Origin of the sequence: Vibrio lentus, from assembly GCF_030409755.1 — a bacterium.
Taxonomy (GTDB): Bacteria; Pseudomonadota; Gammaproteobacteria; order Enterobacterales; family Vibrionaceae; genus Vibrio; species Vibrio lentus.
This window is the reverse complement of record NZ_JAUFQE010000001.1, coordinates 800,549-816,015: the sequence shown is the minus strand read 5'-3', so window position 1 is coordinate 816,015 and position 15,467 is coordinate 800,549. Positions and strand designations below refer to the sequence as shown.

The window sequence follows — 15,467 nt, the reverse complement described above, 5'->3', positions numbered from 1 at the left end:
GTTTAGATTGGTAGAACAAAAAGACAGCTGGCTAGGTTGTGTTGAGTGGTTATGTGAGCATTTTAATGTTCGAAGCCATCCTTCCAAAATAGTGTCTGGCCTACCTTTAGTCGAAGGAAGGCTCAATGAGTCCCTTTTCCCAAGAGCGATTGAGAAATCGGGTTTAACTCTGAGCCACGTAAAAAAAGAATTACTGACTCAATGTCAGTTCCCCGTTGTTGCTGTTAATTCCGCGACAGGGAGCCCCCTTGTTGTCACTCAAGGTTCCGGTGACGACTTTCAAGTATTGGATTGCGAAACCAACTCAAACCAACAAACTTCATTAAAAGAATTGGTTGCTCAAGTCGAATCGTATGTTTGGCAAGTGGGTGCTCAAGCTCTCGATGATGCTCGTGTTCAATCCCATGAACGCAGCGAGAATAAGTCCAACACTCGTTGGTTGTGGCGTGTCGTCAAAGAAGTAAAACCTTGGTACAGAGACCTGTTTATCGCTTCATTCTTGATCAACTTGCTCGCGCTAGTCGTGCCTCTTTTTACTATGAACGTGTATGACCGCGTGGTTCCGAACCAAGCGTTTAACACGCTTTGGGTTCTGGCGGCAGGTGTTGGTATTGTTGTTATTTTTGATTGGGTATTGAGAAGCTCACGAAGCTCTGTGACTGACATGGCTGGGCGCTATATTGATAACAAGTTGTCTTCTCAATTGTTCTCTAAAGTCCTTGGTATGAAGCTCGAAAATCGACCTCAATCAGTAGGCGCATTTGCCAGACAGCTTCAAGATTTCGATAGCGTTAAAGATTTCTTCACTTCTATTTCTCTGGTTACTTTAGTCGACCTGCCATTCACCTTGTTGTTCCTATTCCTTATTGGCTGGCTCGGTGGTGCGATGATGTTTATCCCTGTCGCGATCATGTTGGTCTTGATTGTGCTGAGCATTGCGATGAAAGGCAAAGTCGAGAAAACATTCGATGAAACCGCACGTTTATCGACACAAAGACAAGCACAGCTGTTTGACTGCTTAACAACCCTTCCGGATATCAAGCAAAACAACGCTGAGGGAATCGCTCAGAAACGTTGGGAACAGACGATTTCATCGCTCTCTCAATGGCAGACTCAATCTCGTCATTACTCTAACATTGTGACTCATTCTATTCAGTCGAGTCAGCAGATCGTCACCATCACTCTGATCATATTCGGTGTGTATCAGATCTCTGAAGGCTTGCTGAGCATGGGTGGTTTGATAGCGGTGGTGATGTTGAGTGGGCGTGCTGCGAGCTCAGTGAATCAACTTTCTTTTTTAATGCTGAGGTTCCAACAAACACGCTCAGCCGTTGAAGGCCTCAACCAGATCATGGACTTACCGCAAGAAGAATCTAAGCACCAAGTGATCGACAAGGGTGATTTTGCTGGTGGAGTCAGATTAGATGAGGTCACGTTTACCTATCCTGATACTCAAAGCCCTGCGTTGAAAGAGATTTCTCTTGATATTAAGCCGGGCGAGCGAGTTGGTCTTGTCGGTGCGGCAGGTTCTGGAAAAACCACACTTTTATCGATTGTGGCTCGTCAGTATTTACCAACAACAGGGCAAGCTTTTTACCAAGAGATTGACGGGCAATTATGGCCTACCAGTGTCTTGCGTAGCGGTATGGGATGGGTTGGACAAACCACTAATCTTATCTTTGGTAGTGTTTACGACAACGTCACATTAGGTGCGACTAACGTTGATGAAGAAAAGCTAAGACAAGCGCTGCAACAGTCAGGGCTCAACGGTTATATGGGGCGCTTGAGCAACGGCTTAGAAACGCCAGTCGGCGAGGGTGGGCGATTGCTTTCAGGAGGCCAACGACAAGCTGTGGCAATAGCGAGAGCATTGTATCGCTGTCCAAAACTATTGATTATGGATGAACCTACTAGTGCGCTAGATAATCAAGCTGAGATACAGTTCTTCAATGCACTTCAAAGTATGCCAAGAGAAACTTCAATGCTGATCAGCTCACACAAATCTTCATTCTTGATGATGTGTGACCGAGTGGTTGTGTTGGATAAAGGTCAAATCGTAGCTGAGGGTGAGCCAAAAGATATCCTCTCTCTACAGAAGAAAAGTGTACCCAAAGGGGCGAGTCGATTTAAGACGGTTTCAGTGGTGAAGGGAGGTCGTCATGAGTAATGATATTCAATGGACCAACAACCACTTGGCATTCCGTTCTCGTAAGCTGATTTGGCTAAGTGCTCTACTCATTGTCTCTATTATCGGTTGGGCGACGTGGGCAACATTGGAAGAAGTGGTTATCGGCGAGGGCAAAGTCGTTCCTAGCCTTTCTGTACAAACCATTCAGAGTTTAGAGGGCGGTCTTGTCCAAGAAATCATGGTGCGACAAGGCCAATCAGTGGTGAAAGGACAGCCTCTGGCTAAGCTCGAAGATACACGTTTTAAAGCCGCGTTTTTAGAGTCGGCTCAACAAGCAGATACCTTGCTGGCCCAACAATTAAGGTTGAAAGCGGAGCTGGCGACAGTCGTTTTAAATAATGATGCAAAAGAGTGGTTTGAACGAGTGGTCTTAGTACCGCAAGATATTGTTGTCGATGTATCAAGCCATCCCGCGTTAATGAATGCTAAGGCGAACTATCGAGAGCGTTTAGGACAGTTGAAGTCTGAACTGGAAGAGGCGGCACTTCGCATCGAGCAGCAAGATCAAGCACGTGTCGATACGCTCAATAATATTCAGACTTTAGAGAGCAGCCTAGATATCGTGATTCGAGAACGCAACATGTTGAAAGATGTGGTTGCCAGCGGTGCTGTAGCAGAAGTCGAGTTGCTGAAACTGAACCGTGATGTGGTTAAACTGAAAGGTGATATTGCCAGCTCGAAAGTGGCGGCTCAGAAACAGATAGCGGCTTATTCAGAATCGATAGCTGACCACCGCAGCATCGCGTTAGATTTTCGTGCCAAAGTACAAGGCCAACTGAACGAAGTTGCCAGCAAAATAGCGCAATTGAATGAAAGCCAACAAGCGATCGCCGACCAACTGAAGCGAACACAAATATTAGCGCCTGTTGATGGCACAGTAAAAGAGGTCTTTGTGCGTACCATTGGCGGTGTTGTTCGTCCCGGCGAGCCGATCATTGAGATCATTCCATCAAACAGCGATTTGATTGTTGAAGCGAGAATCTCTCCGCAAGATATCGCGTTTGTTCATACGGGACTGGGGGCAACAGTCAAATTCACGGCCTATGATTTTGTCATTTATGGCGGACTTAAAGGCGAGGTGATTTATGTCAGTGCCGACGCCTTACAAACGGAAGACGGTAATGCCTATTATCGCGCCCATATTCAGTTAAACGAAGACCAACAACAAAACTCTGCTTTTAGCATTATCCCAGGGATGCAAGTCGCGGTTGATATATTGACCGGAGAAAAAACAGTATTGAGTTATTGGTTAAAACCTATTTTACGAGCTAAGGAAAACTCACTTCGCGAACGATGAAGTGCGTTGAGCATAAATATAAAAGGAAGTGTAATGCATTCAAAATTCTTACTCTCTTCTTGCTTACTAATGAGTGGACTGTCTCAAGCAGCTTCATTAGAAGAGTCTGTGGCCTTTGCCATCGACTATAGCCCAGAGATATTGGCGCAGTACTCCCGATATCAATCGGTGGTAAGAGACGGAGACGCGGCGAGTGGTTTGTATATGCCACAAGTGAACTTGTACGCGGCAGCAGGTTATGAAGAGACACGCTACAACAGTGGCAGCAAACTCGATACCGATGATAGAGGCCTAACGAGAACGGAAATTGGCGTTAAAGTATCTCAGTTACTGTTCGATGGATTTAAAACGACCTCGAATGTAGACCGATTAACCTTCGAAGCGGAAGCTGAGCGTCTAACCCTGATTTCGCGAGCTGAAAACGTCTCGTTAGATGTGGTGAGAAACTACCTCGATATTCTCAAGGCAGAGACGTTACTTGAACTGTCTAAGCGTAACGTAAAAGAACACCAAGAGATCTACCAAGATATCCAAGATAAAAAGAGCAAAGGTTTGAGTAGTAACTCGGATCTGGCTCAGATCTCTGCCCGTGTTGCAACGGCGCAATCTTCATTAATCGCTGCTCAAAACAACCTGTTTGATTTACAAACTCAGTACCTACGCTTAGTAGGCAAGCCTGCTGTGAACTTGGTTTATCCACGTTTTGATTATGCTTTGTTACCAAGCTCAGCACAGGTCGCGCTTGAACAGGCTGTCGAGAACCATCCTGAAATCCAAGCCTCTTTGCTTGATATTGATGCCGCTCGTAAAGAAATGCGCCGCGAGAAAGGAGATTACTACCCAGAGCTTAAACTCGAGCTTCATGCCAACAAAAATGACAACGTATCTAACCCACCGGGTGGTGTCGATGAAGATGCGCGTATCATGTTAACGATGGATTACGATTTGTTTAATGGCTTCTCTACCGACTCTCGCGTGGAATCATCTGCGTGGCGAGTTGAAGAAGCAAGAGCGATCAGATTAAGAACGGAGCGTGAGGTTAAAGAGGGCACACAGCTCGCTTGGAACGCCTACAAGATGCTTGAACAACAAAAGTCCCTTCTTCAACAGAACGTGGATGCAGCCAAAATCGCAGAGCTTGGTTATATCCAACAGTTCAATGTTGGCAGACGAAGCTTGCTGGATGTGCTCGATGCAAAAGTGGAAGTGTTCTTGGCTCGAAGAAACTTCATCAGCACTGAATACGATCAAACATTAGCGGCATACCGCGTATTGAACGCGATGGGCATGTTGACTTACGCATTAAGGGTTGAACACCCAGAAGAGTGGCAAGGGGAGAACAAGTAATGAGATATTTTAAACTAGCGCTACTGAGTTCTATCTTGCTAATGGGTTGTGCAGAAACGCCCGATACGACAATGACTCGCCATCAAATTGATGATCTCGCGGATGATGACCGTGATGGGGTGATTAACCAACGCGATCTGTGTGCTGATACACCAGAAGGTGTGACGGTAGACATTAAAGGCTGTGCCAATTGGAAAATCGTCGAAGATGTTGAAGTGTTAAGCGTGGCATTTGATTTCGATAAATACGTTCTAAAACCTGAACACACGGCCGTTCTCAACGAGTTAGTGCGTTTACTGGGTGAACAGCCAGATGCATCAGTGACCTTAGTTGGTGATACGAGTTCAGAAGGTACTAACGTTTATAACAAAGCACTTGCCAAGAAAAGGACTGGCGTGATTCGAGATGCTCTGATTGACAGAGGTATCGATGGAGAGCGAATTTTCGAACAAGAATTTACTCAGATAACCAGCTTAACTCAGCACCTTCACAAGCGTAAGCGTAGAACCATTGCGGTGTTAAAAACAGAGAGCATGGAAGTGAATCCATCTTGGAATATCTTTACCTCAGAGATGCAGCTCGACAGCAATAGTGATGTTGAATCTAAGACATCGATTGATCCAGTAGGAGGCCAGTAATGAAACGTCTATCTAATAAATCGGGCTTACTGCTTGCTGCTGTACCTGCGTTTTTTTCCGTATCAACGTTAGCGAATGACGTGAGTGATATTGGTTTGGTCGCGATTGAACCGAACATGGAAGGGCTTGTTAAAGATTTGCTTGAGAGCCAAGAGATCGATCTAGAAATTTTGTTGAGTGACAGTGTTCCTGAGCAGATGATCATGCAACGCTCACGTGTTGGTATTACTTCCAAAAAGTGGACTGACAAAGAGATGGCTAGGTTCGACATGCGCTACGGCTACAGACCGACTGAGCTAATGTTTACAGCAGACGTAATAGCTATTCTGGCGAATGAGAATAACCCCGCCACATCCATTAGTGTTGCTGAGCTTATCGATGTGTTTGGCTGTTCTAACGATCCCAAGCACCCTAAATGGTTACCAAGCAGTGATATTCGTAACGGTGAAAGCCTAGATACTCATATGTTGCCTTTTGCTATCGATCACAACCTAAAAGGGCACACTACCTTTTCAAGCTGGGTCGAATGTGGAACGGAAGGAGATTATGCTCATACTCAATTCTTAGCGGACTTGCCTGACCTCATTAATAAGATTGAAGATGAAGAAGCTGCGATTGGTTACACGGTTTACTCAGACCAAATCTCGGATGTGAAATGGCTGAGCGTGGTTGATAATCTAGGCGTGAACTACGACTTGAACAAAGAAACGATTCTCTCAGGTCGTTATCCATTGGCAACGGTTTACTATATGTACCTGAATATTCCTGCGCATCGCAAAGGCTTTACGGAACAAGAGAAGTTCTTTGTGGGGCTTACTCTGTCGGAAGAGCATCAAGGCGTGTTGAACCAATACGGTTTCATCAGTTTGCCGCCAGAAGCTATTCAGCGTAACAAAGTCAGATTATCGCTTGAAGAGCCTGCAATAGAAGGTGGTTATAAATAATTGGTACGGTGTATTGTATGTAAGTCGTCGGAATGGTATTGTTAGTTCCGTAATGGTTCTCAACGTGACGGATTACGTTATTCGGCGATAGAATTTATCTAGCGGGCATGTATGCCCGTTTTTTTTCGCCTAAAATTTGTGGCTTGAGCGGTTGTTTGTTGATTGGTCACGTATAATGGACGCTCCGTACCGCGTGAAATAAGCACAAATAATGAGAACTCTTCCTGTCTTAATCCTACCTTTGTTATTGGCTCTGAGTACCTTTTCATTTTCTGCGCAAGCGAGTGAAAGCTGGTGGTTGCGAACAGTATTCAATAGCGACCCAACTCAACCGAGTTCTCAAAACTATATTAACGATATCGATCTTATGGATTGTGGCGAAGTTGAAGGCACTCTGTTGTGCAGTGACTTAACCCAATATTACGATTTGGATGTTTATGTTGAACTGGAGTTGGGTGACTCAAGCGTCGAAGTGGTTCGCCTTAATCTGCCATATTCGAACCTAAGTTACACAAAGCTTCAGGCATATCTTCGTCAAGATGGCTTTGCTCTCAGTTCAATTCGCATTGGAGAGGATGATTTTGATGTCGTCGCTCAACTCGAACAAGCGAAACGTGAGGGAGTTGGTTACGACAAGGTAGATAAACAACTCGTCGAATTCATCAACTCACCGCATCAATCCTCTGAACAAGTGAGTGTATGGAATGTGCCTAATTCTTCCTCATCTTCTTCTCGTTCTTCAGCTCCTTGGATTCAGTTACATAGTGATGGTGACAACTTAACGGTTGAACTAAATCGCTTTTAATTGTTCAAATTTATAGATGATTTCGTCATTCATCAGAGTAAACAAGCCTTTCAGGAGAACGGTTGACGGGCAGACAGCAAGCTATTATTCATTTAAGTGTTCGTTTTTCTGTGGCTCTCACATTTTTAGTAAGCGTTTACCTTTGCCATTTGTTATACGTTGAGCCTTCGGTAAAACGAGCTTAGGATACGTGCAGTATTGATAAAGGAGACAACCCATGGTTGCAAGAGTAACGACAGCGCCACAAGGCCCAGAACTTTCTGAGTTGGTGCAAGGATACTGGCGTACAGCAGAGTGGGGCATGACCCCGCAACAACGCCTGACTTTCCTGAAGCAGCACATTGATCTTGGCATCACAACTGTTGATCACGCGGATATTTACGGTAACTACCAATGTGAAAAGTTGTTTGGTGAAGCATTAGCGCTTGAGCCAAGCCTCCGTGATGATATTCAAATCGTCACCAAGTGCGACATCAACTTGTGTGGTGACCACACTCCAGATCGTAAGATCAATCACTATGACACCAGCGCGCAGCATATTTACCAATCAGTAAATAATTCTCTAGAGCGTTTGGGTGTAACCGAACTTGATGTATTACTGATTCACCGCCCAGATGTACTGATGGATGCAGATGAAGTAGCAGAAGCGTTCGCTGAATTACATAAGGTCGGTAAAGTTAAGCACTTCGGTGTCTCTAACTTTTCACCGCGTCAGTTCGACTTACTGCAATCTCGACTAGGTAAACCACTGGTGACTAACCAAGTTGAAATCAATCCATTGAACTTCGAAGTCGCCCATGATGGCACGCTGGATCAACTGCAGATGAACCGTATTCGTCCAATGGCGTGGTCTTGTCTCGGTGGTGGTAGCATCTTCAGTGGCGATTCAGCGCAAGCGATTCGTGTTCGTGATGAGCTAGAGGCGATTCGTCAAGAAGTGGGTGCAGATAGCATTGACCAAGTAATTTACGCTTGGGTTCGTCGTTTACCGTCTAATCCGATTGCGATTATTGGCTCAGGTAAGATTGAACGTGTGAAGACGGCCGTTGATGCACTGAAAATCGAGCTGACTCGCGAGCAATGGTATCGCGTATGGGTTGCCTCTAAAGGTCACGGTGTGCCATAGGAAACGATTCTAAATAGAAGTAAAAGCCAGCTAACAAAGCTGGCTTTTTTTGTTTTGAGACGTGTTTATTAATTTCTAAAATGGGTATTTTTGAAACGGCTCATTGTGAATAGCTATTTGTCGTATGGCGGGGGAGTAGCAACTGGGTACTCTAATAGTTCATCTGTCCAAGTAAATCCGTTCGACAGGTTTTTTGTCCCCGAGACCATAGTGCCATCAACCGCATTGTAAAGCAGGTAAGGTGCATTACTTAAATCACCTTCGATGTTGTAGTAGTGACAGTATGAAAAGTATTTCGATCTTTGATGTATATACACTTGATAACCAGCATCACGAGCCGCTATCAACTCACTTTCCTTAACCGTTTCTCCATTTTTCCAACCACCGCTACCAAAGTTGATATCTTCGAAATGATCACTGTTGACGATGTCTTGGAACAGTTCGTAACAGCCTCTCGCGTTGTTGATATCTCTACGCACCCCTGTATTGCTGTTGCGAACAGGGTAACAGCTTCCTGAAAAGTTAGAATAGATACCATCAATATTGAAATCTGAAGTGTTTTGTCCTTGTAGCTCAGTGACATCTCCACCTCTCGCTAAACAAGCTCCTTGGTAGATCTCAGCTCCAGCACGGAAGTTATCAAACAGTGCGCGGCTTGTTGCTTCCCTTGCATCATCAGCGATAGATAAAAAACGTGGAGCCGCGATGACAGCGATAACGGCGAGTATGACAATGACAACGACCAGCTCCAATAGTGTGAAGCCTTTTCGCAACGAAGTTTTTTCCATGCTGATGAATCCTAAGGGGTTAACGAGTTTTCACTTGATTTTATAGTATCCCGTATTTTATGGTTAATTAACACAGTTAACCGATAAATATTTGTTATGGTTGTTTGTTTCTTCAAAACTGTGATTAAGGTGGAATAATTTTCAAAAACACTCATAATGCACTCTGTTTTTCACCAGTTGGATATTTCCATTGAGCACTTCAAAATTCTCTTCAATCGCCCTTAAACCAGAGCTTCTAAATACGTTAGATTCTCTTGGTTATACTGAAATGACGCCTATTCAAGCGTTAAGTCTTCCTACTATTCTGGATGGCAAGGATGTTATCGGTCAGGGTAAAACGGGTTCAGGTAAAACAGCTGCTTTTGGTTTAGGCGTGCTGCAGAACCTACGCGTTAAGCGTTTCCGTGTTCAGTCTTTAGTGTTATGTCCGACTCGTGAGCTTGCAGACCAAGTAGCAAAAGAGATCCGTACTCTTGCTCGTGGTATTCACAATATTAAAGTGCTGACACTTTGTGGCGGTATGCCAATGGGACCACAAATTGGTTCATTAGAGCATGGCGCACACATTCTTGTGGGCACTCCTGGTCGTATCCTTGACCACCTAGAGAAAGATCGTATTGACCTGTCTGAGTTGAACACACTTGTGTTGGATGAAGCCGATCGCATGCTAGAAATGGGTTTCCAAGATGCACTAGATGCTGTTATTGAAGCAGCACCAAAAGATCGTCAAACGTTATTGTTCAGTGCGACTTTCCCTAAACAGATTAAATCTGTTGCAGACCGCATCATGCGTAACCCAGAAATGGTGAAGGTTGAATCAACGCACGATCACTCAAGCATCCAGCAACATTTCTACAAAGTTGAAGGTACTGAAGCTCGTGATGATGCATTAGAGCTACTGCTTCTTCATCATCAACCAGAATCAGCGGTTGTGTTCTGTAACACTAAGAAAGAAGTCCAGAACGTAAACGACGAGCTAAGCCACCGTGGCTTCAGTGTTATCGAGCTTCATGGCGACATGGAACAACGTGAACGTGACCAAGCTTTGGTTCAGTTCTCAAACAAAACCATCTCTATCTTGGTTGCAACAGATGTTGCTGCTCGTGGTCTTGATGTTGATAACCTAGATGCTGTATTCAACTTTGAGTTGTCTCGCGATCCTGAAGTTCACGTACACCGCATTGGTCGTACTGGACGTGCAGGAAGCAAAGGTGTCGCTATCAGCTTCTTTAGCGAAAAAGAGATGCACCGTGTTGCTCAAATTGATGAGTACATGGATATGCCAATCGAACCGTCTCAGATGCCAGCAAAACCAATTGCTAAACCATACTACTCAAACATGGTTACTATCCAGATTGATGGTGGCAAGAAGGCTAAACTTCGCGCAGGTGATATTCTTGGTGCGTTGACAGGTCAAGGCGGTATTGATGGTAAATCAGTAGGTAAGATCAACTTGTTCGCGATGCGTGCTTACGTTGCTGTAGAAAGATCAATGGCTAAGAAAGCATTAGGTAAAATCGAATCAGGTAAAATGAAGGGCCGTCAGTTCCGCGCCCGAATTCTGAAGTAATTCGAGATTGTCTCCCTTTACTGCTAGTCATGCTAGTGATAACGCAGTAAAGGGTGTTCCACAGTGAGTAACGTATCAAACGTTTATTCGTCAGGTCTGATCGAATAGAAATCGTTGATATGTCCTCCTTCGCTAAGATACCAAGTCATCGCTTCCTGTCGATTATTAGCGGATATCGTAATTGTGGTTAGTTTCCCATCGTCAAAATAACAAAGCTCGTACTCTAACTCGCTTGTATAATGAGGAGTAGCGGCCATAGCTTACCTCCCAAATATTAATCATTTGAAAATAAGCAAACCATTCGTTTATAGGGTTCGTATTACGTCAAATGAGCAATAAAAATCAAGTTACATCACTGCCATTAATTATTTTTAGTTTAATCATTTGCCGAAATAGTTAGATTAGCAAGTCTGAGTCTCAATTTATCTCAAAGTTTTTACGGCCACCTCCTATTAAGGCTACTTTTATAAGAGCTAAAACTAGCGTTATAAGAACCAGAGCTAGCCTTAAAAGGGTGAGTTAATGGAATTGTGGCTTTACTGAATATCGTGAGAGGGTTAAATGAGAAAGTGTCGATGGTTAGTATTATTGGTCTGTTTTGTATTCGCTGGCTGCGGGACTAAATTTGCCTATAACAATATAAGCTGGTTTGCGATTAGCTATATTGAAGACTTTGTTTCTCTATCGAATAGTCAAGAAGTCGAGCTCGAAGAGCGCCTCGACTTATTACAGCAATGGCATAAAGAAACTCAACTACCGCTGTATATCTCGCAACTAGAAGCGATTCAAAATCTAGATCGTTCTGATATGAACTCAGCTTTTATCATTGACCAGAGTGAACAAACTAAAAATCGTATTCGCTCTATCGTTAATAAGTTTTCTCCTGATATTTATGCATTAAGTATGCAGCTTACTCCTGAGCAAGATACAGAGTTCTTAAAGAACTTTAGAGAAAAACAGCAAGAGTATTACGAAGAAAGATTATCATTGAATGATGAAGGTTCGAGAAAGCGATATCGGAGTCGAATAGAAGATAGGGTAGAGCGGTGGTTAGGGACGGTATCGAAAGAGCAAAAACAGATTATTTCGACTTGGTCTAAAGAGTGGGTAAATACCAACGATAACTGGCGCCAATATCAAAATAATACATACCAAGATCTCACAACACTCATGCAAAAGAAGACTGACCTACATATTGCGCAGCCAATTATTATGAACCTGCTTTTGAACAATGAAGCTTATTATCCGCAAGAACTGGAGTCTAAGCTTGAAAAGAATATGCAGACATCAGCGAAGTTTTTGGTGGATATCGCGGCAGTGACTAGTGATAAGCAATGGTCTTATTTTATGAATGAGTTAGAAAGCCTTAAATCAACGTTGGTAGCACTGCAGGAGTAGTGCGGCTCTAAATAACATCGGTACATGGTAAGGCTGACCTCGTGAAACGAATCAGCCTTTGTTTCTTTCTATGTGTTGAGCTTTAGGGTTTTAATTGCGATTACTCATCAGCAGCTTTGGAATCGAGCCTTTAGCGGTCTTAGATATTTTCTGCATCAGTTGAAAGCTCGGCTGTTGAATACCGTGGTCACTTTGAAGCTCATCAATCATCAATAACCACAACCGTGCTGTCATTTCTGAATCGGCTAACGCTCTGTGGAAAGTACCGTCGTTGTCAATATTCTTAAAACGCACAAGGTCGCCTAGCTTATGAGTCGGCGCGTCTTGGATTAGGCGGCGAGCAATCAACATTGAGCAAGCGAACTTACCCGTATAGTCTCGACCAATAAAGTCTAATTCCGCGTCTAGAAAGCGTTTATCAAACGACGCATTGTGAGCAACCAGTTGGCTGTCTTGGATAAAGTCTGCAAACTCATCCATCACTTCGCTGCAACTAGCCGCTGTGCTTAACATACGGTTACTGATTCCGGTATAGCTTTCAATGAACCCGCTAACACGAAACCCTGGGTTCATGAGTTGCTGAAAGGTGTCGACGACTTCGCCGTTAACGAGTTTAACCGCACCGATTTCAATCGCTCGGTCACCCATGTTTGGTGATAAGCCTGTGGTTTCGAAATCGAGAACGATAACGGAGTCTGCGGAGTTTGGAGCCATCGTGTTTCCTAATACTATTTATTTAGTTGTATCGCTTTATATGGGGCACTGGTGTTGCTATTGGTCAATCTATTGTGTGTTGCTGCTGATAGTGAGCTCAGTGTAACCCGTCGAATCATCATGCTCTCTGTTGAAGGTCAAAGTATCGTAGCGGTGAACAATCAATTCAGCGGTGGTTGCGATAATCGTCCCTTCAAGCAAATGCCCACCAATCACATTTCCATTTTCATCAGCAACGGATATATGAATATGCTGGTGGTTCGGGGTTAGCGTTGCCATTACAGACACGATTTCGAACGGAGCTGTTATTAGCTTGGTGTTGTTCGCATTAGCTAAACGAATATTGAGTTGAGAGACACATCCGACACAAGACGCGACAGAGCCCGCTGAGATGTTGTGTGTGGTCACTAACCTTTGGATCTCAAGCTTTAGGTCTTGGCCGCGGGTTAATCTCGTTGCGATAGGAGTGATCATCTTATTGCCTCAACTTTATATGTATTTCTAAGAGCAAAACGAAGCCACATGGGCTTCGTTTTATTTTCATTTTGGCTAACGCGACTTTTTCATTTTCTATAGCTGAAATTACTTAGTCTTGTTGCTGTTCTCTTTTCTTTTTAGGAACGAAGTTCAATACAGAGATTGGCACTTCTTTGCGTGGTTCGAAACCTTCAACAACACGACGTTCAATCAAGTGACCAAGACGTTTTTCGATAATGCACAGGTTCTTGAAGTTATCTTTCGATAGGAAAGAGATCGCTTCACCAGACGCATCAGCACGGCCTGTACGACCAATACGGTGAACATAGTCATCCGCTGGGAATGGGATGTCGTAGTTCACTACGCGGCTTAGATTATCGATATCGATACCACGAGCAGCAACACCTGTCGCAACTAGATACTTTAGACGACCTTTTTTGAAATCAGCCAGAATCTTTTCACGAATCGCTTGACTACGTCCACTGTGGAAAGCTTCCGCTTCGATACCACGCTTTTCAAGTTGAGCTACCAACTTAGCCGCGCCGTGCTTAGTCTCGATAAAGATAAGCGCTTGATCCCACTCACCATCAGTGATCATGTGGCTTAATAGTGCAGACTTACGGTCTTTATCGACTGTAACTAGCCATTGTTCGATGTTTGCTTTAGAAGCGTCAGTTTTGGCGATAGAAATTTCTTCCGCTTCACTGATTGCGCTTTTCGCTAGTGCGCGCACTGGCGTTGATAGCGTTGCTGAGAACAACAGGTTTTGAATGTTTTGTGGCAAACGCGCGATGATCTTGTTGATGTCTTCGATGAAACCCATGTCTAGCATGCGGTCGGCTTCATCAAGAACCAGTACTTCAACTTCATCAAAATGAACGGCACGTTGTCCGTACATATCGATCAAACGACCTGGTGTTGCCACAAGAATATCGACACCTTCGATCAAGCGGTCTTTTTGGTGTTGGTACGAAACACCACCGTACATCGCTAATGATGTTAGGTTTAGGAACTTCGCGTACTTAGTAATGTTCTGCTCAACCTGAATCGCAAGCTCACGAGTTGGTGTCAGAATAACAGCACGAATACGTTTTTTACGTTGTGTTTCACCTTTACTTAGCATTTCTAAGATAGGGAGAACAAAGCTCGCAGTTTTACCTGTACCTGTTTGTGCAGCAGCAATTAGGTTCTTACCAGAAAGCACAATCGGAATTGCTTTTTCTTGAATAGAGGTTGGCTTTTCATAGCCTTGTTTTGCAACGGCTTTAACAATAGGTGAGCTTAATCCAAGCTTGGAAAATGGCATAAGTTTCTCGGTATGATTTGGCTAAATAGCGATGGAAAGGTTCAACAATCTTATACAAGGATAAGATTAATGGCGGCATTCTACCATGTTGCTTGTGTACCGCTAGTAACATAGACACTTTAGTTGGATAATACTGGCTCAATAAGACGACGATAAGACAGGGATGTATGGAAATTACGCCGAATGAACGCGACGCAGTATATAAAACGATTTTTTCTCGCCGAGATGTTCGTGGTCAGTTTCTTCCTGATGAGATCCCAGAAGACGTTTTGATGCGTGTGCTAACCGCAGCGCACCATGCGCCCAGTGTTGGTTTTATGCAACCTTGGGACTTTGTCGTTGTCCGTGATATCGAAACCAAACAACAAATCAAAGCCGGTTTTAATCAGGCACATGCTGAATCTGCTGAAATGTTTACCGATGAAAAGCAGGCGATGTACAAGCGCCTAAAGCTTGAAGGCATTGTTGAATCACCTATAGGTATATGCGTGACTTGCGACCGCAACCGAACCGGAAAGGTCGTGTTAGGTAGAACCATCAAACAAGAGATGGATCTGTACAGCACCGTGTGTGCGGTTCAAAACTTATGGCTGGCAGCTAGAGCCGAAAACCTAGGATTAGGTTGGGTGAGTATTCTTCACGACTCAACACTGCGAGACGCATTAGATATCCCAGAAAACATCGATATCGTGGCGTACTTATGTATCGGCTACGTTGACCACTTCAAAGATAAGCCAGAACTTGAAACCATGGGCTGGTTACCAAGAAGAGACGTCAATTCCGCGATTCATGAAGGGAAGTGGAACTCAGGCCAAATCAAGTCAGACGAAGAGTAATTGCATCTGCCGGCATTAATCTCGATGGCTAGT

General features: G+C 44.1%; 15 protein-coding genes. 10 read left to right on the top strand and 5 right to left on the bottom strand.

The window, feature by feature from the left end:
• Nucleotides 1-7 precede the first annotated feature (7 nt).
• The 7 genes from QWZ07_RS03375 (at nucleotide 8) to QWZ07_RS03345 (ending at nucleotide 8,345) form a co-directional block, all read left to right on the top strand.
• Nucleotides 8-2,167, top strand: a complete 2,160-nt coding sequence (locus QWZ07_RS03375; protein WP_192852783.1) for a type I secretion system permease/ATPase — start codon at nucleotides 8-10, stop codon at nucleotides 2,165-2,167.
• Nucleotides 2,160-3,485 carry an HlyD family type I secretion periplasmic adaptor subunit gene (locus tag QWZ07_RS03370; protein WP_065104558.1) on the top strand — a complete coding sequence of 442 codons (1,326 nt, stop codon included), beginning with the start codon at nucleotides 2,160-2,162 and terminating at the stop codon, nucleotides 3,483-3,485. Before QWZ07_RS03375 ends, QWZ07_RS03370 begins: the two co-directional genes overlap by 8 nt.
• 33 nt (nucleotides 3,486-3,518) lie before the next feature.
• Nucleotides 3,519-4,832, top strand: a complete 1,314-nt coding sequence (locus tag QWZ07_RS03365) for a TolC family outer membrane protein (protein WP_065678872.1) — start codon at nucleotides 3,519-3,521, stop codon at nucleotides 4,830-4,832.
• On the top strand, nucleotides 4,832-5,470 hold the full coding sequence (locus QWZ07_RS03360) for an OmpA family protein (protein ID WP_065111395.1): 639 nt from the start codon (nucleotides 4,832-4,834) through the stop codon (nucleotides 5,468-5,470). Before QWZ07_RS03365 ends, QWZ07_RS03360 begins: the two co-directional genes overlap by 1 nt.
• Entirely contained in the window at nucleotides 5,470-6,414 is a 945-nt protein-coding gene (locus tag QWZ07_RS03355) for a PstS family phosphate ABC transporter substrate-binding protein (RefSeq protein WP_102351493.1), read from the top strand. Before QWZ07_RS03360 ends, QWZ07_RS03355 begins: the two co-directional genes overlap by 1 nt.
• A gap of 211 nt (nucleotides 6,415-6,625) precedes the next feature.
• A complete protein-coding gene (locus QWZ07_RS03350) occupies nucleotides 6,626-7,219 on the top strand; it encodes a hypothetical protein (RefSeq protein ID WP_192852784.1) in 594 nt (197 codons plus the stop codon).
• Between the two features lie 217 nt (nucleotides 7,220-7,436).
• Complete coding sequence (locus QWZ07_RS03345) at nucleotides 7,437-8,345, top strand: aldo/keto reductase (protein ID WP_192852785.1); 909 nt, start codon at nucleotides 7,437-7,439, stop codon at nucleotides 8,343-8,345.
• Nucleotides 8,346-8,458: 113 nt separating this feature from the next.
• Here QWZ07_RS03345 and QWZ07_RS03340 read toward each other — a convergent pair whose 3' ends face one another.
• Complete coding sequence (locus tag QWZ07_RS03340; protein ID WP_102560530.1) at nucleotides 8,459-9,133, bottom strand: prepilin-type N-terminal cleavage/methylation domain-containing protein; 675 nt, start codon at nucleotides 9,131-9,133, stop codon at nucleotides 8,459-8,461.
• Between the two features lie 190 nt (nucleotides 9,134-9,323).
• Here QWZ07_RS03340 and dbpA point away from each other — a divergent pair, with 190 nt between their 5' ends.
• A complete protein-coding gene (gene dbpA, locus QWZ07_RS03335) occupies nucleotides 9,324-10,703 on the top strand; it encodes an ATP-dependent RNA helicase DbpA (RefSeq protein ID WP_017109063.1) in 1,380 nt (459 codons plus the stop codon).
• An 83-nt stretch (nucleotides 10,704-10,786) separates the two neighbouring features.
• On the opposite strand, the gene QWZ07_RS03330 is transcribed toward dbpA, so the two are convergent.
• Nucleotides 10,787-10,960 (bottom strand): hypothetical protein, encoded by a 174-nt coding sequence (locus tag QWZ07_RS03330; protein WP_017107867.1) that lies wholly within the window; start codon nucleotides 10,958-10,960, stop codon nucleotides 10,787-10,789.
• 304 nt (nucleotides 10,961-11,264) lie between these two features.
• Between QWZ07_RS03330 and QWZ07_RS03325 the strand changes: the two genes are divergently transcribed.
• Entirely contained in the window at nucleotides 11,265-12,101 is an 837-nt protein-coding gene (locus QWZ07_RS03325) for a DUF6279 family lipoprotein (protein WP_192852786.1), read from the top strand.
• A gap of 90 nt (nucleotides 12,102-12,191) precedes the next feature.
• On the opposite strand, the gene QWZ07_RS03320 is transcribed toward QWZ07_RS03325, so the two are convergent.
• The 3 genes from QWZ07_RS03320 to QWZ07_RS03310 all read right to left on the bottom strand — a co-directional run bounded on the left by QWZ07_RS03320 (nucleotide 12,192) and on the right by QWZ07_RS03310 (nucleotide 14,598).
• Nucleotides 12,192-12,815, bottom strand: a complete 624-nt coding sequence (locus QWZ07_RS03320; protein WP_192852787.1) for a 3'-5' exonuclease — start codon at nucleotides 12,813-12,815, stop codon at nucleotides 12,192-12,194.
• A gap of 69 nt (nucleotides 12,816-12,884) precedes the next feature.
• A complete protein-coding gene (locus QWZ07_RS03315) occupies nucleotides 12,885-13,289 on the bottom strand; it encodes a PPC domain-containing DNA-binding protein (protein WP_192852788.1) in 405 nt (134 codons plus the stop codon).
• Between the two features lie 112 nt (nucleotides 13,290-13,401).
• Entirely contained in the window at nucleotides 13,402-14,598 is a 1,197-nt protein-coding gene (locus QWZ07_RS03310) for a DEAD/DEAH box helicase (protein WP_017109066.1), read from the bottom strand.
• Nucleotides 14,599-14,765: 167 nt separating this feature from the next.
• Here QWZ07_RS03310 and bluB point away from each other — a divergent pair, with 167 nt between their 5' ends.
• Entirely contained in the window at nucleotides 14,766-15,434 is a 669-nt protein-coding gene (gene bluB / locus QWZ07_RS03305) for a 5,6-dimethylbenzimidazole synthase (protein WP_192852789.1), read from the top strand.
• The last annotated feature ends 33 nt before the right edge of the window (nucleotides 15,435-15,467 follow it).

Bases quoted from the DNA above. Each gene is read 5' to 3' on its own strand.
- QWZ07_RS03370 (WP_065104558.1), top strand. From the start codon at position 2,160: ATGAGTAATGATATTCAATGGACCAACAACCACTTGGCATTCCGTTCT.
- QWZ07_RS03365 (WP_065678872.1), top strand. From the start codon at position 3,519: ATGCATTCAAAATTCTTACTCTCTTCTTGCTTACTAATGAGTGGACTG.
- QWZ07_RS03360 (WP_065111395.1), top strand. From the start codon at position 4,832: ATGAGATATTTTAAACTAGCGCTACTGAGTTCTATCTTGCTAATGGGT.
- QWZ07_RS03355 (WP_102351493.1), top strand. From the start codon at position 5,470: ATGAAACGTCTATCTAATAAATCGGGCTTACTGCTTGCTGCTGTACCT.
- QWZ07_RS03350 (WP_192852784.1), top strand. From the start codon at position 6,626: ATGAGAACTCTTCCTGTCTTAATCCTACCTTTGTTATTGGCTCTGAGT.
- QWZ07_RS03345 (WP_192852785.1), top strand. From the start codon at position 7,437: ATGGTTGCAAGAGTAACGACAGCGCCACAAGGCCCAGAACTTTCTGAG.
- QWZ07_RS03340 (WP_102560530.1), bottom strand. From the start codon at position 9,133: ATGGAAAAAACTTCGTTGCGAAAAGGCTTCACACTATTGGAGCTGGTC.
- QWZ07_RS03330 (WP_017107867.1), bottom strand. From the start codon at position 10,960: ATGGCCGCTACTCCTCATTATACAAGCGAGTTAGAGTACGAGCTTTGT.
- QWZ07_RS03325 (WP_192852786.1), top strand. From the start codon at position 11,265: ATGAGAAAGTGTCGATGGTTAGTATTATTGGTCTGTTTTGTATTCGCT.
- QWZ07_RS03320 (WP_192852787.1), bottom strand. From the start codon at position 12,815: ATGGCTCCAAACTCCGCAGACTCCGTTATCGTTCTCGATTTCGAAACC.
- QWZ07_RS03315 (WP_192852788.1), bottom strand. From the start codon at position 13,289: ATGATCACTCCTATCGCAACGAGATTAACCCGCGGCCAAGACCTAAAG.
- QWZ07_RS03310 (WP_017109066.1), bottom strand. From the start codon at position 14,598: ATGCCATTTTCCAAGCTTGGATTAAGCTCACCTATTGTTAAAGCCGTT.
- bluB (WP_192852789.1), top strand. From the start codon at position 14,766: ATGGAAATTACGCCGAATGAACGCGACGCAGTATATAAAACGATTTTT.